Source organism: Actinomycetospora rhizophila, assembly GCF_042657905.1.
Lineage (GTDB): Bacteria > Actinomycetota > Actinomycetes > Mycobacteriales > Pseudonocardiaceae > Actinomycetospora > Actinomycetospora rhizophila.
This window is the reverse complement of record NZ_JBHSKG010000022.1, coordinates 43788-61751: the sequence shown is the minus strand read 5'-3', so window position 1 is coordinate 61751 and position 17964 is coordinate 43788. Positions and strand designations below refer to the sequence as shown.

The 17964-nt window shown below is 77.5% G+C and carries 13 protein-coding genes; 10 read left to right on the top strand and 3 right to left on the bottom strand.

Annotated elements, in window-relative coordinates; genetic code table 11:
* Nucleotides 1-3: 3 nt before the first annotated feature.
* Together ACFPK1_RS28870 and ACFPK1_RS28865 are read left to right on the top strand one after the other, a co-directional pair.
* Nucleotides 4-882 (top strand): carbon-nitrogen hydrolase family protein, encoded by an 879-nt coding sequence (locus tag ACFPK1_RS28870; protein WP_378024396.1) that lies wholly within the window; start codon nucleotides 4-6, stop codon nucleotides 880-882.
* Between the two features lies 1 nt (nucleotide 883).
* Entirely contained in the window at nucleotides 884-1999 is a 1116-nt protein-coding gene (locus tag ACFPK1_RS28865) for an MSMEG_0565 family glycosyltransferase (RefSeq protein ID WP_378024395.1), read from the top strand.
* Between the two features lie 31 nt (nucleotides 2000-2030).
* Here ACFPK1_RS28865 and ACFPK1_RS28860 read toward each other — a convergent pair whose 3' ends face one another.
* Nucleotides 2031-2330 (bottom strand): MGMT family protein, encoded by a 300-nt coding sequence (locus ACFPK1_RS28860; RefSeq protein WP_378024394.1) that lies wholly within the window; start codon nucleotides 2328-2330, stop codon nucleotides 2031-2033.
* A gap of 184 nt (nucleotides 2331-2514) precedes the next feature.
* Between ACFPK1_RS28860 and ACFPK1_RS28855 the strand changes: the two genes are divergently transcribed.
* The 4 genes from ACFPK1_RS28855 (at nucleotide 2515) to ACFPK1_RS28840 (ending at nucleotide 11695) form a co-directional block, all read left to right on the top strand.
* Nucleotides 2515-5769 (top strand): ATP-dependent helicase, encoded by a 3255-nt coding sequence (locus ACFPK1_RS28855; protein WP_378024393.1) that lies wholly within the window; start codon nucleotides 2515-2517, stop codon nucleotides 5767-5769.
* Nucleotides 5766-9191, top strand: a complete 3426-nt coding sequence (locus tag ACFPK1_RS28850) for an ATP-dependent helicase (protein ID WP_378024392.1) — start codon at nucleotides 5766-5768, stop codon at nucleotides 9189-9191. Before ACFPK1_RS28855 ends, ACFPK1_RS28850 begins: the two co-directional genes overlap by 4 nt.
* A gap of 19 nt (nucleotides 9192-9210) precedes the next feature.
* A complete protein-coding gene (locus ACFPK1_RS28845) occupies nucleotides 9211-10191 on the top strand; it encodes a pirin family protein (protein WP_378024391.1) in 981 nt (326 codons plus the stop codon).
* Between the two features lie 118 nt (nucleotides 10192-10309).
* Entirely contained in the window at nucleotides 10310-11695 is a 1386-nt protein-coding gene (locus tag ACFPK1_RS28840) for an FAD-binding oxidoreductase (protein WP_378024390.1), read from the top strand.
* 40 nt (nucleotides 11696-11735) lie between these two features.
* Here ACFPK1_RS28840 and ACFPK1_RS28835 read toward each other — a convergent pair whose 3' ends face one another.
* Complete coding sequence (locus ACFPK1_RS28835; RefSeq protein WP_378024389.1) at nucleotides 11736-12143, bottom strand: DoxX family protein; 408 nt, start codon at nucleotides 12141-12143, stop codon at nucleotides 11736-11738.
* 27 nt (nucleotides 12144-12170) lie between these two features.
* Nucleotides 12171-13913: a gamma-glutamyltransferase family protein gene (locus ACFPK1_RS28830; RefSeq protein ID WP_378024440.1), complete on the bottom strand. Its 1743-nt coding sequence runs from the start codon at nucleotides 13911-13913 to the stop codon at nucleotides 12171-12173.
* A gap of 188 nt (nucleotides 13914-14101) precedes the next feature.
* On the opposite strand from ACFPK1_RS28830, the gene ACFPK1_RS28825 reads away from it, so the two are divergent.
* The 4 genes from ACFPK1_RS28825 to ACFPK1_RS28810 all read left to right on the top strand — a co-directional run bounded on the left by ACFPK1_RS28825 (nucleotide 14102) and on the right by ACFPK1_RS28810 (nucleotide 17954).
* Nucleotides 14102-14509, top strand: coding sequence for a DoxX family protein (locus ACFPK1_RS28825; protein WP_378024388.1), 408 nt, complete (start codon nucleotides 14102-14104; stop codon nucleotides 14507-14509).
* The gene (locus ACFPK1_RS28820) at nucleotides 14506-15903 is read left to right on the top strand and encodes a M20/M25/M40 family metallo-hydrolase (protein WP_378024387.1); all 1398 of its coding nucleotides are present in this window, start codon (nucleotides 14506-14508) and stop codon (nucleotides 15901-15903) included. The genes ACFPK1_RS28825 and ACFPK1_RS28820 overlap by 4 nt, the downstream gene beginning before the upstream one ends.
* Nucleotides 15904-15932: 29 nt before the next feature.
* Nucleotides 15933-16904: an SDR family NAD(P)-dependent oxidoreductase gene (locus ACFPK1_RS28815; RefSeq protein ID WP_378024386.1), complete on the top strand. Its 972-nt coding sequence runs from the start codon at nucleotides 15933-15935 to the stop codon at nucleotides 16902-16904.
* 324 nt (nucleotides 16905-17228) lie between these two features.
* Nucleotides 17229-17954 (top strand): hypothetical protein, encoded by a 726-nt coding sequence (locus ACFPK1_RS28810; RefSeq protein WP_378024385.1) that lies wholly within the window; start codon nucleotides 17229-17231, stop codon nucleotides 17952-17954.
* Nucleotides 17955-17964: the final 10 nt, after the last annotated feature.

The window sequence follows — 17964 nt, the reverse complement described above, 5'->3', positions numbered from 1 at the left end:
GGGGTGGTCCGCCTCGCCGCTGCCGCGGCCCACTTCACCCGCGACGTCGGGTTCGACCTCGACCGCATCAAGATGATCGTCTCGCACGCGCGGGACGCCGGGGTGGCGCTGCTCGCGCTGCCCGACGGTGCGCTCGGCGGGTACCTGACCGACCTGCGCCACCCGGACGACGAGTGCCTCCCGCCGTTGCTGGAGCCCAACGGCGACGAGGTGCGGTCGGTGATCGACATCGCCGGGGAGATGGTGGTGTGCCTCGGGTACAGCGAGCTGGGCTCCGGGTCGCTGCGCCACGACGCGGCGGTGTGCCTGTCGGGCGACGGGATCCTCGGCCGGCACCGCAAGGTGCACATCCCGGCCGGGGTCGCGCCGCTGTTCGCACCGGGCGACGGGTTCGCCGCGTTCGACACCCCGCTCGGGCGGATGGGCCTGCTCATCGACCACGACAAGACGTTCCCGGAGGCGGCGCGGACGCTCGCCGTGGACGGCGCGGAGATCATCGCCTGCCTCTCCGCGTGGCCGACGTCGCTGACCCACCGCGCGCCGCGGATGGCGCAGGACCGCCAGGCGCGGCTGTTCGACCTCTACGACCAGGCGCGGGCGGCGGAGAACCAGGTGGTCTGGCTGTCGGCGAACCAGAGCGGGCGGCACGGGGCACTGCACTTCCTCGGCCGCGCCAAGATCGTCGGGCCGGGCGGGGAGATCCTCGCGCGGACGTGGTCGAAGGGCGGGCTGGCGGTGGCGGAGGTCGACCTGCCCGGGATCGTCGGCGCGGCGCGGTCGGTGCTGCACCACCTCACCGAGCGCCGGCCGGAGACGTACGGCCGACCTATGACGGAGTCATGGTGCCGAAGAGGGCGCATCAGCGCGACGAAGGAGCGCTGAGATGCCCTCTTCTTGGCGCAGAAGGATGCGGATCGCCCTGCTGACCTACTCGACGAAGCCGCGCGGGGGCGTGGTGCACACGCTCGCGCTGGCCGAGGCGTTCGCGCGGGCTGGGCACGCCGTGACGGTGTGGGCGCTCGCGCGCGGGGGCGACACGGGGTTCTCCCGGCCGGTCGACCCCGCTGTGGACGTGCGGCTCGTGGCGGTGCCCGAGATCGAGGGCGAGACGGTGGGGGAGCGGATCCTGCGGTCGATCGCGCTGCTCGGCGACGCCTTCTCGGGCGCGTTCGACGTCGTCCACGCGCAGGACTGCCTGACGGCGAACGCGGTGGGCCGGGCCCGGGGGTACGCGGGGCTGTGGCGGACCGTGCACCACCTGGACCGCTTCACCACGCCCGAGCTCGCGGCGTGCCACGAGCGGGCTCTGGTGGAGCCGGCCGCCCTGGTGTGCGTGTCGGAGGCGGTGGCGTCCGAGGTGCGCGCGGGGTGGGGACGGGAGCCGGCGGTGATCGCGAACGGGGTGGAGGCCGCGCGGTTCGCCGCGGCGGCCGACGCGGGTGCGGGGGCGGCGTGGCGCGCGCGGTACGGGCGCCACGTGCTCGCCGTCGGCGGGATCGAGCCGCGCAAGGGGACCCTCGACCTGGTGTCGGCGATGGCGCGGCTGCCGGGCGTGCCGCTGGTGATCGCGGGCGGGGACACCCTGTTCGACTACCGGCCCTACCGCGACGAGGTCTTCGCGCGCGCGGCGGAGCTGGGCGTGGAGCCGGTGGTGCTGGGGCCGGTGGCCCACGACGAGCTCCCCGGGCTCGTGGCCGGCGCGGCGGTGTTCGCGTTCCCGTCGACGCAGGAGGGCTTCGGGCTCGCGGCGATGGAGGCGCTCGCCGCCGGGGTCCCGCTGGTGACGCGGGACCTGCCGGTGCTGCGCGAGGTGTTCGCCGGCGCGGCGCGCTTCGCCGACGGGCCTCCGGGGTTCGCGCGCGAGATCGGGGAGGTGCTCGCGGGGTCGGACGTCGACCCGGCCCACGCCACGGTCGGCCGTGCCCTCGCCGCCGCCCACACCTGGGAGGCGGCGGCCGCCGCGCACCTGAACCTCTACCGGCGGCGGGTCACGGGGTGAGTCAGCGTGGGGGCCACGCTGACGTTGAACGTCAGGAAATCCACCCGCTCGCGACGCGGTGGTTCGCGAGCACGACGCGTCCGTCGCGGATCTCGACGCCCTCGGCGCGCAGGCGGGCGTGCTGCTCGTCGAGGATCTGCGGCGCGCTGGAGCCGTCGGCGCGCAGGACGCGGTGCCAGGGCAGGTCCGAGCCGTCCTCGCGCAGGACGCGACCGACCAGGCGCGCCGACGTCTCGCCCACCTCGGCCGCGACGTCGCCGTAGGTCGCCACCCGGCCCTCCGGGATCGCCGCCACCGCCGCGCGGATGCGCTCGTGCCGGGTCTCGTCCACGACACGGAGTCCAGCACGTGGCGTTGCCCGCGCGGGAGCCGGGACCGGCGTGATCGTGGGGGCTTTCCTCTCGATGAACGCCAGCGTGGCCGCCAGGCTGAGACACCCCGTGCCGCGACACCCACGCGGAGCGCGCCGACCCCCACCCAGGTCCACGGCGGTGTCGGGGGGACGTGGTGAAGTGATGGGCGTGAGCCTGCCGACGAGCGCCGACCGCGCCCCCGAGCTCCGCCGCGCCGCGGCGTGGGTGCCGGGCGAGCTGGTGCTCGACGACGCCGCGCGGCGGGTGATCGAGCACGACGCGGGCTTCCTGCGCGTGCTCGGCGGGCCCGGCACGGGCAAGACCACGCTGCTCGCCGAGCGGGTGGCCCGCCTGCTCCACGCCGAGCCCGACGCGCGCCCGCTCGTGCTGGTCGGCGACCGGCGGGCGGCGGCGGCCCTGCGCGAGCGCATCGCCGCCCGCCGGCGCGCCCTCGACGACGGCGAGCAGCGGGCGCGGGCCGTCGCCGAGCCCCTCGTGCGCAGCGTCCACTCCTACGCGTTCGCCGTCCTGCGCCGCCACGCCGAGCGCCGGGGCGAGGCGCCGCCGCGCCTGCTGCCCGGCGCCCAGCAGGACGCGATGGTGCGCGAGCTGCTCGCCGGCGAGGTCGCGGGCGCCGGGGTGCCGTCGGGCTGGCCGCTGCGCATGCGCCCCGCGCTCGAGGCGCCCGCCTTCGCCGGCGAGGTGCGCGATCTCCTGCTCCGAGCCGCCGAGCGCGGCCTCGGGCCCAAGGAGCTCGCCGACCTCGGCAAGCGCCACGGCGTGCCCGCCTGGATCGCGGCCGGGCGCTTCTACCGCACCTACGAGGAGGTCACGCTGCTGCGCGCGGCGGCGGGCTCGGCCAACCCGCTGGCCTCCGCGCCGCCGCTCGACGCCGCGGAGCTGGTCGCCGCCGTGCTCGACGCCTTCGTCACCGACCCCGATCTGCTCGAGGCCGAGCGGGCCGCGGTGCGCCACCTCGTGGTCGACGACGTCCAGGACATGGACCCCCAGCAGGTCGAGCTCGCGCGAGCGCTCGGCGCCGCCGCCGACGACTGGGTGCTGGCCGGCGACCCCGACTCCTCGGTGCTGGGTTTCCGCGGCGCCGACCCGGCCCTGCTGCGCGACGCCGACCCCGGCGGCCTCGCCACCGTCGTCCTGCCCGTCGACCACCGCAGCCGCCCCGCGCTGCGCGACGCCGTCGCCCGGGTCGTCGCCGCCCTGCCCGGCGCCGGCCCGGGGCGCACCCGCCGGGCGCCGACCGCAGGAGAAGGCGACGACCCCGGCCGCGTCACCGTCGACGTCTACGCCACGGCCGGGCGCCAGGCCGCCGCGGTCGCCGACCGCCTGCGCCGCGCCCACCTCACCGACGGCGTGCCGTGGTCGCGCATGGCCGTGCTCGTCCGCAGCGTGTCGCTGTCCCTCGCGCCGCTGCGCCGCGCCCTGCTCGCCGCCGGCGTGCCGCTCGCCGTCCCCGCCGACGACACCCCGCTCGCCGCCCTGCCCGCCGTCGCCCCGCTGCTCACCGTCCTGCGCTGCGCGGCCGACCCCCAGCGTCTCGACGCCGACACCGCGCTCACCCTGCTCTCCTCGCCACTGGGCGGGGCCGACCCCCTGGCCGTGCGCCGCCTGCGCCGCGGGCTGCTGCGCCGGCACGAGGCGGGCGGCGGCGCGGCCGACACCCCGAGCGACGCGCTCATCGTCGACGCCCTGCTCGACCACGTGCACCGGGAGAAGAACCCGCTCGCGCTGCTCAGCCCGTCGGAGGCCGCGCCGCTGGGCCGGGTCGGCGAGCTCCTCACGGCGGCCGCGACGGCCATCGACGACGAGGCCTCGGTGCCCGACGTGCTGTGGGCGGTGTGGGACCGCAGCGGCCTGCAGAAGCGCTGGGTCGCGGCCAGCGAGCGCGGCGGGGTCACGGGTGCGCAGGCCGACCGCGACCTCGACGCCGTCGTCGCCCTCGTCGAGCGCGCCGCCCGGTTCGTCGAGGACCTGCCCGGCGGCACCGTCGCCGGCTTCGTCGCGCAGGCCGACGACCAGCGGATCCGCGCCGACACCCTCGCGCCCCGCGCCCCCGACGGCGAGGCCGTCGCCCTGCTCACCGCGCACGCCTCGCGGGGACGCGAGTGGGACGTCGTCGTGATCCCCGACGTGCAGGAGGGCGTCTGGCCCGACCTGCGGCGCCGCGGCACGCTGCTCGGGGTCGAGCGGCTCGTCGACGTCGCGGCCGGCGTCCCCGACGACCCCGCGGTCTCCGCGCAGGCCCCGCTGCTCGCCGAGGAGCGCCGGCTGTTCGCGGTCGCGCTCTCGCGGGCCCGGCGCGCGGTCCACGTCAGCGCCGTGGAGGCCGAGGACGTCACGCCCTCACGCTTCCTCGACGACGTCGACGGCGGGCCTGTCACCGACGACCCGGCGGAGGCCAATCGCCCGCGCAGCCGGCCCGGGCGCGCGCTGGTCCTCGCCGAGCTGGTCGGCGAGCTGCGCCGCGCGGTCACCGACCCCGACGCCGCCCCCCGGCAGCGCGAGCGGGCCGCGGCGGGCCTCGCGCGCCTCGCCGACGCCGGCGTGCCGGGCGCCGACCCCGACGAGTGGTACGGCCTGCTCGCCCCGTCCACCGAGGCGCCGCTGCGCCCGCCCGGCCCCGTCGCGGTCAGCCCCAGCGCGGTCGAGACGATCCTGACCTGCCCGCTGCGCTGGGCGCTGCAGACCCACGGCGGCGACGACGGCGACACGCTCGCCTCGGTCACCGGGTCGCTCGTGCACGCCCTGGTCCAGCGCGCGGCCGAGGGCGCCGACGCCCGCGAGCTCGCCGAGGCCCTCGACGTGGCGTGGGCGTCGGTCGACGCGGGCGCCCCGTGGTTCTCGCGGCGCGAGCTCGCCAACACCCGCCGGATGCTCGCGAGCTTCCTCACCTGGCGCGACCAGACGCGCGCCCAGCTCACCGAGGCCGCGGTCGAGCGGGCCCTGGAGGTCGATGTGGCCGAGGGCGTCCGGGTGCGCGGGCGGGTCGACCGCCTCGAGATCGACACCCACGGCCGCCCGGTGATCATCGACGTGAAGACCGGCAAGACCCCGATCTCGAAGGCCGACGCCGAGGCGCATCCGCAGCTCGCGGTGTACCAGCTCGCCACCGCGCTCGGGGCGTTCGCCGAGACCCTCGCCGGCCCCGACCGCACCGCGGCGCGCAGCACGCCGGGCGGGGCGCGGCTGGTCTACCTCTCGCGGACCGGCGGGGCGGCCAAGGAGCGTGCCCAGGAACCGCTCGACGACGAGGGCCTGGCCGAGTGGAGAGATCACGTCAGCGCCGCCGCCCGCGCCACCGAGGGCCCGCGCTTCGTCGGGCGCGAGAACGACGCGTGCCCCCGCTGCCCGGTGCGCACCGCCTGCCCGGTGCACGTCTCGGGGAGGCAGGTCCCGTGACGGTCGTGGCGCCACCGGAACTCATCGACCCCGTCGAGCTCGCCGAGCGCCTCGGCCTGCGCCGGCCCACCGAGGAGCAGGCCGGGGTGATCGGCGCGCGGTGGGAGCCCGCGCTGGTCACCGCCGGCGCGGGGTCGGGCAAGACCGAGACGATGGCCGCGCGCGTGGTGTGGCTGGTGGCCAACGGCCTGGTGCGCCCCGAGCAGGTGCTGGGCCTGACCTTCACGCGCAAGGCCGCCGGGCAGCTCGCCGACCGGGTCCGCCGCCGGCTGCGCGTGCTGGGCAGCTCGCCCCTGCTCGACGAGCTCGACCCGACTGGCGAGCGGCGCCTCGCCGCCCGTGCCGGCGAGCCGACGATCTCGACCTACCACGCCTACGCGGGCCGCCTGCTCACCGAGCACGGCCTGCGCCTGCCCGTCGACCCGGGCGCCCGGCTGCTCTCGCCCACCGCGTCCTGGCAGCTCGCCCACCGCATCGTGTCCACCTGGGCGGCCGACCTCGACACCGACCGGGTGCCGGCCACCGTCACCGCGCTGGTCCAGGCCCTGGCGGGCGAGCTCGGCGAGCACCTCGCCGACGCGGAGTCCCTGCGGGTCCACGCGGAGCGCTTCGCCCGTGCGGTCGAGGACGCCCCGCGCGCCAAGGGGCAGAAGGCGGCGCTGCCGCAGACGCTCGCGAACAAGGTCGCCGCCCAGCGCTTCCGCGCCGCGCTGCTGCCGCTGGTCGAGGAGCTCGCCGAGCGCAAGCGCGCCGAGCGCTGCCTCGACTTCGCCGACCAGATGGCCGCCGCCGCGCGCCTCGCCGAGGGGCACGAGGAGGTCGGCGAGGCCGAGCGCGCGGCGTTCCGCGCGGTGCTGCTCGACGAGTACCAGGACACCGGGCACGCCCAGCGCGTCCTGCTGCGCTCGCTGTTCGCCGGCGGGGACGGCGACACCACGGTCACCGCGGTCGGCGACCCCTTCCAGTCGATCTACGGGTGGCGCGGGGCGAGCGCGGCCAACCTCCCGCGCTTCGTCACGGACTTCCCGCGGGTCGCCCCGGACGGTGACACGGTCGCCGCCGCCCGCCACGGCCTGCTGACGAGCTTCCGCAACCCGCCCGAGGTCCTCGCGCTGGCCAACGGCGTCGCCGAGCCCCTGCGGGCGTCGGGCGTCCCGGTCGACGAGCTGCGGCCCCGGCCCGGCGCGCCCGCGGGGGACGTGCGGGTCGCGCTGCACACCGACGTCGAGTCCGAGCGCAGGTGGGTCGCCGACGCGATCGCCGACCGCTGGCGCGCCGCCGCCGACGCCGGCACCGAGCCGCCGACCTCCGCGGTGCTGGTGCGCCGCCGCGCCGACATGAGCGCGCTGGCCGCGGCGATGCGCGCCCGCGACCTGCCCGTCGAGGTGGTCGGGCTGGGCGGGCTGCTCGACGAGCCCGAGGTCCGCGACGTGGTGTCGGCCCTGCGCCTGGTGGTCGACCCGCTCGCCGGCGGGGCCGCGGTCCGGCTGCTCACGGGCGCACGCTGGCGCATCGGCGGCGCCGACCTCGCCGCCCTGTGGCGCCGGGCGCGCGAGCTGACCGCGCCCGCCGACCACGGACCGACCGTCAGTGACGCCGTGCCCGACCCCGTCGCCGCCGCCCTGCCCGGCGAGCACGCCGAGCGCGCCGGGCTGGTCGACGCGCTCGACGACCCGGGCCCGGCGGCGCGCTACTCGGCCGCCGGGTACGAGCGCCTCCGCCACCTCGCGCACGAACTGAGCATGCTGCGCCGGCGGGTCACCGCCCCGCTGGTCGACCTCGTCGCCGACGTGGAGCGCGTGCTGCTGCTCGACGTCGAGACCGCGGCGCGGCCGGGGCCCACCGGGCGGGCGCACCTCGACGCGTTCGCCGAGGTGGTCGCCGACTTCTCCTCCGGCGCGGCGGCCTCCGGCGGCACGGCGACGGTCACCGCCCTGCTCGCCTACCTCGACGCCGCCGAGGACGCCGAGGACGGGCTGACGCCCGGCGAGGTCGACGTTGCCGACCCGGCCACCGGCGGCACGCGCGTGCAGGTGCTGACGGTGCACGCCGCCAAGGGGCTCGAATGGGAGCTGGTGGCGCTGCCGCACATCGTCGACAAGGTGTTCCCGGCCTCGAAGCGCTCGGGGTCGTGGCTGACGTCGGTGGCCTCGCTGCCGGTCGACCTGCGCGGCGACCGCCCCGACCTCCCCGAGCTCGACCTCGACGACGCCGCCGACCGCAAGGAGATCCAGGAGCGGCTCGACGCCCACGAGCGGACCTTCGACGACCGCCGGCTCGTCGAGGAGCGGCGGCTGTTCTACGTGGCGCTCACCCGCTCCGAGCGCACCCTGCTGGTCTCCGGGCACTGGTGGGGCGAGACCGGCGACACCCCGCGCGGGCCCTCCGAGCTGCTCGGCGAGGTGGGCGAGCTGGTCGCGACCGGGCGCGGCGGGGTCGTCGACGTCTGGACCGAGCCGCCCGAGGAGGGCGCCGCCAACCCGATGGCCGAGGCGGTGCACGAGGCGGCCTGGCCGATCGACCCGCTCGGCGCCCGGCGCGCGGCGGTGGACGAGGGCGCGGCGCTGGTCCGCGCCGCCCGGGCGCGGCCGGAGCCACCGGGCGGGGACGACCCCGAGGGCTGGGCCGCCGACATCGAGGTCCTGCTCGCCGAGCGCGCCGCCGCCCGCGACCGCCACGCGCGCGTGCTGCTGCCCCCGCAGCTCTCGGTGAGCCAGCTCGTCGACCTCGCCGCCGACCCGGGCGCGCTGGCCCGCCGCCTGCGCCGCCCGGTGCCGCGCCCGCCCGACCCCCGCGCGCGCCGGGGCACCGAGTTCCACGCCTGGCTGGAGCGCTGGTTCTCCGCCACGGAGCTGCTCGCGTTCGACGAGCTCCCCGGCGCCGCCGACGAGGACGCCGACGCCGCCGCCGACCCCGCCGGGGCCGCGGACGCCGCCGAGCTGCGGGAGCGGTTCACCGCCAGCCGGTGGGCGACCCGGACGCCGATCGCGGTCGAGGTGCCGTTCGAGACCGAGGTCGCGGGCACGCTGGTCCGCGGCCGCATCGACGCCGTGTTCGCCGACCCCGACGGGGGCGCGACCGTCGTCGACTGGAAGACCGGTGGGCTGCCGCGCGACGAGGCCCTCCCGGCGCTGGCGGTGCAGCTGGCGGCCTACCGACTGGCGTGGTCGTCGCTGTCGGGCCTCCCGATCGAGCTCGTCCGGGCAAAGCTGCACTACGTGCGCCACGACCGGACCGTGAGCCCTGCCGACCTGCTCGACGCCGCCGGCCTGCGCGCCCTCGTCGCCGCCGTCCCCGAGGAGGAACGCGCCCCCGAGGGCGACCCGGAGCCGCCACCGGTCGCCGCCTCGCCGTACGACGGTGACGCCGACCCCGACCGCGACGACGGCCCGCCCCCCGACGTCGACCTCGACCCGCGCTGAGCGCGGGCATCATCGAGGGGTGAGCAACACCGAGGTGGCCCCGCCCGAGGTCGTGGGCACGCCGGGGCCGACGTCCGAGGTCGAGGTCCTGACGCCCCGCGCGGTGCCGCTGGGCGGGCCGCGGGCGATGACGGTGCGCCGCACGCTGCCGCAGCGCCGGCGGTCGCTGATCGGCGCCTGGTGCTTCGTCGACCACTACGGCCCCGACGACACCGCGGCCACCGGGGGCATGGACGTCCCGCCGCACCCGCACACCGGGCTCGCGACGGTGAGCTGGCTGTTCACCGGCGAGGTCGAGCACCGCGACAGCCACGGCGTCCACGCCCTCGTGCGCCCCGGCGAGCTCAACCTCATGACCGCGGGGCACGGCATCGCGCACTCCGAGGTCAGCACCCCCGGCACGACCGTCCTGCACGGGGTGCAGCTCTGGGTGGCGCTGCCCGAGGAGGCCCGCGACGGGCCGCGGGACTTCGCCCACCACGCCCCCGAGCCGGTCGCGCTGGACGGCGGCACCGCCCGCGTCTTCCTCGGGACGCTGGCCGGGTCGAGCTCCCCGGTCGCCACCGCGACCCCGCTGCTCGGCGCGGAGCTGCTGCTCGCGCCCGGCGCGCGGGTCGAGCTGGCGGTCGACGCGACCTTCGAGCACGGCCTGCTCGTCGACCGCGGCCGCGTGCGGTTCCGGGGCCGGCCCCTCGCGCCCGGCGAGCTCGGCTACGCGCGCCCGGGGCCGTCCACCCTCGAGATCACCGCCGGTGAGGAGCCCGCCCGTCTCGTGCTGCTCGGCGGCCCGCCGTTCGGCGAGCAGATCGTCATGTGGTGGAACTTCGTCGCCCGCAGCCACGACGAGATCGTGGCATTCCGCGCGGCGTGGGAGGCGGGGGAGCGGTTCGGCGGGGTCGACGGCTACGTCGGTCGCGACGGGCGTACCGGCGCGGCCGCCCGCCTGCCCGCGCCCGCGCTGCCCCACGCCACCATCCGCCCGCGTGGCAACCCCGAGTGACGACTCGCGGGCACGCGCTGTGACGACAGGAGCACGATAACCGCTCTTGTTGCACTCTCGGTAGCTGGCTACCGTCGAACATCCGGACGGGGACGATGTTCGACCACGGAGGGTGGCCATGACGGAGCTGGGTGTCCCGGGGGCGGCGCTCGCCACCGACGCGGCGCTCGCGGCTCTGCGCGGTGCCGTCACGGGCCCGGTGTTCGGGCCGGACGACGTGGGGCTGGTGACCGAGCTCGCCGGGTTCAACCTCGCCCTCGAGCACGCGCCGCTCGCGGTGGTCGGCGCGACGAGCGCGGAGGACATCGCCGCGGCCGTGCGCTGGGCCGCCGGGCAGGGCGTGCGCGTCGGGGTCCTGGCCACCGGCCACGGCGACCTCGCCCAGCGCGGCACCCTGGCGATCACCACCCGCCGCATGGACCGGGTGCACGTGGAGCCCGCGACCCGCCGCGCGACCGTGGGGGCGGGCGTGAAGTGGGCGCGGCTGGTCGAGGCGGCGGCTCCGTACGGGCTCGCCGGGCTCAACGGGTCGTCGACCGACGTCGGCATCGCCGGCTACACCACCGGCGGCGGTGTCGGGCCGTTCGTGCGGAAGTACGGCTACGCGAGCGACCGCGTGCGCCGCGTGCGGGTGGTCACCGGCGACGGCGAGATCCGCGACGTCACCGCGGCGTCCGACCCTGAGCTCTTCGACGTGGTGCTGGGCGGGAAGGACGCCGTCGGCATCGTCGCCGAGCTCGAGTTCGCGCTGATCGAGGTCCCGCGGATGTACGGCGGCGGCCTGATGTGGGGGGCCGCCGACATCCCCGCCGTGCTGCGCGCCTGGCAGGAGTGGGCGCCGACGCTGCCCGAGGAGATGACGACCTCGGTGGCGATCCTGCGGGCGCCGGACGTCGAGTCCGTCCCGGCACCGCTGCGCGGCCGCACCCTCGCGCACCTGCGCGTGGCACACCTGGGCAGCGCCGACGAGGGGCGGGCGCTGCTGGGGCCGATGCGGGCGGTCGCGACCCCCGTGATGGACACCGTCGACGAGATGTCCTACGCCGCGATCGACGCGGTCCACATGGACCCGACCGACCCGATGCCGTTCTGGGCCGACGGGTGCTTCCTGGCCGACCTCGACGCCGACGCCGTCGACGCGGTGCTCGCCGCCGCCGGGCCGCAGCAGGAGATCCCGCTGATCCTCGTCGAGCTGCGGCACCTCGCGGGCGCCGCTGAGCGGGGCACCCGGGGCCTCGCGCCGCGCGACGCCCGGTTCATGGTCGGCGTCGTCGGGCCGCTCGTGCCCGCGCTGCGCGAGGTCGTGCCCGCGGTGGCGCGCGGCGTCGTCGAGGCGCTGACGCCGTGGGCGGCGTCGCGCACCGGCCTGAACTGGGTCAACCCGTACGCCGTCGCCGCGCGTCCGGAGCTGGCGTGGAGCCCGGTGGAGCGCCGGCGCATCGAGGCGGTGCGCCGCCGGGTCGACCCGCACGGCGTGCTGGGCGCCGTGCGCCTGGGGGTCTGAGACGCGGGGGGAGTCGGGGTGGGTGCCCGCGGGGCCGGCGTCAGCCGGCCTCGCGGTGCACCCGGAGCGCGTGGGCGATCATCGGCAGCTGCAGCGGCAGGCGCCCGAACGCCACCGCGCGCCAGGGCCAGGAGCGCCGCCGCCAGTCCCACGCCATCTGCACGTTCGCCGGGAACACCGCCACGAACAGGGCCGCCGCCGCGAGCGCGCCGAGGCGCCGGGTCCGCGGCGCGGCGACCGCCGCGCCGACCGCGAGCTCGGCGACGCCGCTCGCGTAGGTCCACGACCGCGCCGGGCCGGGCAGCCACGGCGGGACGATGGTGTCGAAGGGTGCCGGCGCGACGCCGTGCAGCACGCCCATCGTGAGCAGGCCGCCGGCGAGCACGGTCGCGGGAGACGGAGCGGAGCGGAGCTCGACCCGTCGAGAGGGTGCCGGGGAGCGGGTCATGATCCGCACCCTGGCAGAGCCGGGCGATCAGCGCCCGACCGCGTAGCCCTGCATCCCGCGCGGGTTCGCCGCGGCCCACCGCAGCCCGCGGCGCCGGTCGATGCCGACCGCCGAGAGCCGCCCCAGCGACCACGGCCCGCTGCGCGCCACCCGGTGGCCGCGACGTTCCAGCCCGGCGACGACCGCGGCCGGCATCCGGTCCTCGACCACGGCGCCCCCGGGCACCCGCCCCCGCGGCCAGAACGAGCTGGGCGACGACGTCGTGTGCAGGGCGGGCGCGTCGATGGCCTGCTGCGGGTCGTAGCCGCCGACGAGCGTGCGCAGCAGGTAGAGCAGCTGCCACTGGTCCTGCTGGTCGCCGCCGGGGGTGCCGAGCGCGGCGACCGGGCCGTCGTCGTCGAGCACCAGGGTCGGCGTCAGGGTGGTGCGCGGCTTGCGCCCCGGCGTGAGCGTGGAGGGCAGGCCCTCCTGCAGCCAGGTCATCTGCAGCCGGGTGCCCAGCGCGAACCCGAGCCCGGGGATCGTCGGGGACGACTGCAGCCACCCGCCGGACGGGGTCGCGGAGACGATGTTGCCGGCGCGGTCGACGACGTCGAGGTGGCAGGTGTCGCCCTTCGTCTCGCCGGCGAGGGTGACGGTCGGCTCGCCGATGGTGCCGTCGGCGGTGCCGGGGACGTCGCCCGCGCCGGCCACCGCGAGGTCGGCGAGCACCGGGTCGCGGCCCCCGAGGCGCCCGGGGGCCAGGTCGGATGAGGCGACGTCGGTGATGAGCGCGCGGCGCTGCGCGACGTAGTGCGGGGCGAGGAGGTCGGCGACGTCGAGGAGGTCCGCCGACTCGCCGAACCACGCCTCCCGGTCGGCGTGCGCGAGCTTCACCGCCTCGAGGACGAGGTGCGCGCCCGGGTCGCCGGCGGGGTCGAGGTCGGCGTCGTCGAACCCGTCGAGCACCGCGAGGGCGGCGAGCAGCGCCGGGCCCTGGCCCCACGCCGGGGTCTTCGCGATCCGCCGCCCGCGGAACTCGCCGACGGCCGCGTCGCACACCCGGGCCCGGTAGCCCGCCGTGTCGGCGACGGTCAGCACCCCGGCGTGGTCGGTGCCCGAGGCGTGCCGGTGGGGTGTGCGGCACGACGCGGCCGCCGCCTGCGCGACGAACCCCTCGCCCCACACGGTGCGCACCGCGTCGACGCGGGCCTCCCGGTCGGGTCCCTGCGCGGCGGCGACGAGCCGCTCGAGGGTGTCGGCCCAGTCGGGGTTGCGGAGGACGTCGCCGGCCCGGGGCACCCGGCCGCCGGGCAGCCACAGCGCGGCCGAGGTCGGCCAGTGCTCGCGGAAGAGGTCGGCGACTCCTGCGATGGTCGACGCCACGCGGGGGACCGCGGGGACCCCGTCGCGGGCGTAGCCGATCGCGGGCGCGAGGACGTCGCCGACCTCCCAGGTGCCGTGGTCGCGCAGCAGGAGCAACCAGGCGTCGACCGCGCCCGGGATCGCGGCCGCCAGCGCCCCCGAGCCCGGCACGCGGTCCAGACCCTCCGCCCGGTACGCGGCCGCGGACGCGCCGGCCGGGGCCGGGCCCTGCCCGTCGAGCACCCGCGGGGTCGGGTCGTCGGCCGTCGCGAACATGGCGGTCATGTCGCCGCCCGGGCCGTTGAGGTGGGGCTCGGTGACGTGCAGGACGAACGCGCCCGCCACGGCGGCGTCGAACGCGGTGCCGCCGCGCTCCAGCACGCCCATCGCGGTCGCCGCGGCCGCCCAGTGCGTCGCCGCGGCCATCCCGACCGTGCCCTCGAGCACCGGTCGTGTCGTGAACTCCGGAGGGGGTGTCCAGCCTGCGGGCGTCACGGGGCCAGCGAAGCCGATCAGCCCGCGGAACGGAAGTACGAAAGAGCAATCATCAAGTATTGACGTAGGACTATCGCGGCGCCCACACTGCTCCCACCACCCCGGCACCAGGAGGACAGATGACCACCGCGACCGCCCCCACGCGCACCCGCCCCGCCACGGTCGCCCTGTGGACGCTGCAGATCCTGCTCGGGCTGATGTTCATCGTCGGGTCCGGTGCCCCGAAGCTGTTCGGGGAGGCCTACGCGGTGCAGATCTTCGAGGACCTGGGCACCGGGCAGTGGCTGCGCGTCGTCGTGGGCGTCCTCGAGGTCGCCGGCGGCATCGGCCTGCTGGTGCCCCGCCTCGCCGGGCTCGCCGCCGCGTGCCTCGTGGCCCTGATGGTCGGTGCCACCGGCGCACAGCTGTTCTTCCTGTCCGAGGGCCTCTGGTACACGCCGGTGATCCTGGGCGTCCTGCTCGGCATCGTGGCCTGGGTCCGGCGCGGGGAGATCGTCCCCCGCCGCGCAGTAGCGTCTGTCGGGTGACCAGCACCGAGAACGCCGCCGTCAGCGCCCGCGCCGAGGCCTTCGTCGCCGATCTCCAGGAGTGGCTGCGCATCCCGTCGATCTCGGCCGACCCCGGCCACCACGACGACGTGGCGCGCTCGGCGGCGTGGCTGGCGGAGCGGCTGCGCGCCGAGGGCTGGCCGCAGGTCGAGGTGTGGGACGACACCGACGCCCTGCCCGCGGTTTTCGCGTCCTGGCCGGCCGCCGATCCGGGCGCGCCGACCGTGCTCGTCTACGGCCACCACGACGTCCAGCCCGCCGACCTCGCCGACGGCTGGTCTCATCAGCCGTTCGACCCGGAGGTCGTGGGCGAGGAGCTGCGCGGGCGCGGCGCCTCCGACGACAAGGGCCACCTCGCGATGGTGCGCCTCGGGGTCGCCGCGCACCTCGCGGCGACCGGCGCCGACGGGCCCGCCGTGCACCTCAAGCTCCTGGCCGAGGGCGAGGAGGAGTCCGGCTCGGCGCACCTCGCGTCCCTGCTCGCCGCGCACCACGACGCGCTGGCCTGCGACGCGATCGTCGTCACCGACACCGGGATGGTCGGCCGGGACGCGCCGACGGTCTGCACCGGCATGCGCGGCATGGTCGACACCGAGATCGTCTTCCGCGGCGCCTCGGTGGACCTGCACTCCGGGCAGTTCGGCGGCGCCGTGCCCAACCCCGTCACCGAGCTCGCCCGGCTCGTCGCCGCGCTGCACGACGACCAGGGCCGCGTGCAGGTGCCCGGGTTCTACGACGACGTCCGCCTGCCGACCGAGCGGGAGCGCGCCGCCTGGGCCGCGCTGCCCTTCGACGAGCCGGCGTGGCTCGCGCACTCCGCCGCCGGCGCCCGCGCCACCGCGGGCGAGGCGGGCTGGAGCACCTACGAGCGGCTCTGGGCCCGCCCGACCGCGGAGGTCAACGGGCTGCACGGGGGCTACGGCGGTCCCGGGCACAAGACGATCGTCCCGCACTCGGCGACCGCCAAGCTGACGTTCCGGCTGGTCGCCGACCAGGACCCGGCCCGTGTGCTCGACGGCGTCCGCGCCTTCGTCGCGGCGCACACCCCGCCCGGCATCGAGAGCGAGGTCATCGCCGGCGGCCCCGGGGTGCCGCCGCTGATCTGCGACGTCGACTCCACCCTGGTGACGACGATCCGCGAGGCCATGGGGGCCGCGCTGGGCGCCGAGGTGCTGCCCGCCCGCGAGGGCGGCAGCGGCCCCGAGGCGCTGCTGTCCACCGAGCTCGCCGCCCCGCTCGCGTTCCTCGGGGTCATGCTGCCCTCGGACCGCATCCACGCCCCCGACGAGCGCGCCGTCGTGCCGCTGCTGCTCGCGGGCGCCGAGGCGACGGCGCACCTGTGGCGACTGCTGGGCGAGCGGGGTTTGACCTAGAGCGCGCTCGAAGTCCTAGCGTCGATCGCGTGACCGCAGCAGCACAGCACCCGATCGGCTCCGGCTTCGGAACGCGCACCACCGCCGCCGAGGTCCTGGACGGCATCGACCTCACCGGCCGCCTCGCCGTCGTGACCGGCGGCTACTCGGGGCTCGGGCTGGAGGCGACGCGCGCGCTGTCGGCCGCCGGCGCGCACGTGGTCGTCCCGGCCCGGCGTCCGGACGCCGCGAAGGAGGCCCTCGACGGCCTGGACCGCGTCGAGACCGACGCCCTCGACCTCGGCGACCTGGACAGCGTGGCCGCGTTCGCCGAGCGCTTCCTCGCCTCCGGCCGCGCGATCGACATGATGATCGACAATGCCGGGATCATGGCGACGCCCGAGACCCGCGTCGGCCCCGGGTGGGAGGCGCAGTTCGCCACCAACCACCTCGGCCACTTCGCGCTGGTCAACCGCCTGTGGCCGGCCATCGCCCGGGGACGCGACGCGCGGGTCGTGTCGGTGTCCTCGCGCGGGCACCACCGCTCGCCCGTGCGGTTCGACGACCTCGACTGGCGTGCCGAGCCCTACGACAAGTGGCGCGCGTACGGCCAGGCGAAGACCGCCAACGTCCTGTTCGCCGTGCAGCTCGACGCCCTCGGCGCGGGCCAGGGGGTCCGCGCGTTCGCGCTGCACCCCGGCGGCATCCTCACCCCGCTGCAGCGCCACCTGCCGCGCGAGGAGATGGTCGGCCTGGGCTGGGTCGACGAGGACGGCCGCCCGACGGCGCAGGCGGCGGCGAACTTCAAGTCGCCGCAGGCCGGCGCGGCCACCGAGGTCTGGGCGGCCACCTCGCCGCAGCTCGCCGGGCTCGGCGGGCTCTACCTCGAGGACTGCGACGTCGCCGAGCTCGTCGGCGAGGGCGCCCCGGGCGGCGTCCGCGACTACGCCGTCGACCCCGAGGCTGCCGCGCGCCTCTGGGCCGTCTCCGCGGAGCGCACCGGCGTCGACGCCTTCGCCTGATCGTGTGACGGCCGGGTCCGCGTGTCGCGCCGGATCCGGAGATCACCCGCACGGCGGCCTCAAGGTCCCGGCGTCGTCGCTCTCCGGTGCCCCCGGCCGGGGGCGGGCGGCGACGCGCGGTGGGCCGGCGTGACCGGAACGCCGTAGCAGACCCCGGATCGGTGGTGTGGTGGATACCTCGATCGTGCGACGGCGGGGGCTGTTTGAATCCCGCCCGTGTCGTTCACGGGAACCGCGGCGAAGACGGATCTGGATCGTTCCCACCTGGTGCGGGGTGGGCGCCCCGCCGCGCGTCGATCATCGCGTCGGCGCCCGGTGCTCGGCGTGCTGCTCGCGCTCGCGATCGGTGCCGGCGTCGCCCTCTGGCTGATCCTCGCCGCGTTCCCCGTCGGCGCCCGCAGCGGGGGACCGGACGCGGGGGCCGACGCCACGCCGGCCGCCGTCGAGACGGTCGGCCCGGCGACGGTCGTCGCCACCGCCTCGTGCCTCGGGGACGACCCGCACGACACGATCGCCGTCGACGGCCCGGCCGGGCGGCGGCTGATGCCGCTCGACGGCTGCGGCACCACCGTCGGCACCCGCCTGCAGGTGCGGATGGCGTTCGTCGGCACCGAGCCGGCCGAGGGCGTGCCCGCGCGGGTGCTCGGCACCGGGTCGTCCGCCGCGCTGTCGGCCACCGAGCCCGCCGAGTCCCCGCTGACGGGCCGGCTCGCGATCATGCTCACCGGGGTCGCCGGGCTCGGGATGGCCGCGCTGCTCGTCGCCGTCGTGCGCGAGCGCGCCCGCCGGCCCGCGCCCGCGGTCCCGCGCCGGGCCGTCCGCACCGTGACGACCACGAGCGCGAGCACGACCCCGCGCCCGGCCGCGGCCCGCCGCACGACCCACCGCCCGGCCTCGCGTCCCGGGCGCTCCGCGCGCGCCGGACGCCCCGCCGCCCTCGACGTCGGGCGCCGCCAGAAGGCGGGCAGCCCGTCGCGCACCGGGCGCTCCCGCGGCCGCGGCGCGGCCGCCGGGCCGCGCCGTCCGGCCGCCGGTCCGCACCGCGATTAGGTTGGACCAT

What these genes read in the sequence shown, in the direction of transcription:
- ACFPK1_RS28830 (WP_378024440.1), bottom strand. Translation starts at nt 13,913, where the DNA reads ATGGCCGCGGCGACGCACTGGGCGGCCGCGGCGACCGCGATGGGCGTG.
- ACFPK1_RS28835 (WP_378024389.1), bottom strand. Translation starts at nt 12,143, where the DNA reads ATGACCCGCTCCCCGGCACCCTCTCGACGGGTCGAGCTCCGCTCCGCT.
- ACFPK1_RS28825 (WP_378024388.1), top strand. Translation starts at nt 14,102, where the DNA reads ATGACCACCGCGACCGCCCCCACGCGCACCCGCCCCGCCACGGTCGCC.
- ACFPK1_RS28865 (WP_378024395.1), top strand. Translation starts at nt 884, where the DNA reads ATGCCCTCTTCTTGGCGCAGAAGGATGCGGATCGCCCTGCTGACCTAC.
- ACFPK1_RS28855 (WP_378024393.1), top strand. Translation starts at nt 2,515, where the DNA reads ATGGGCGTGAGCCTGCCGACGAGCGCCGACCGCGCCCCCGAGCTCCGC.
- ACFPK1_RS28840 (WP_378024390.1), top strand. Translation starts at nt 10,310, where the DNA reads ATGACGGAGCTGGGTGTCCCGGGGGCGGCGCTCGCCACCGACGCGGCG.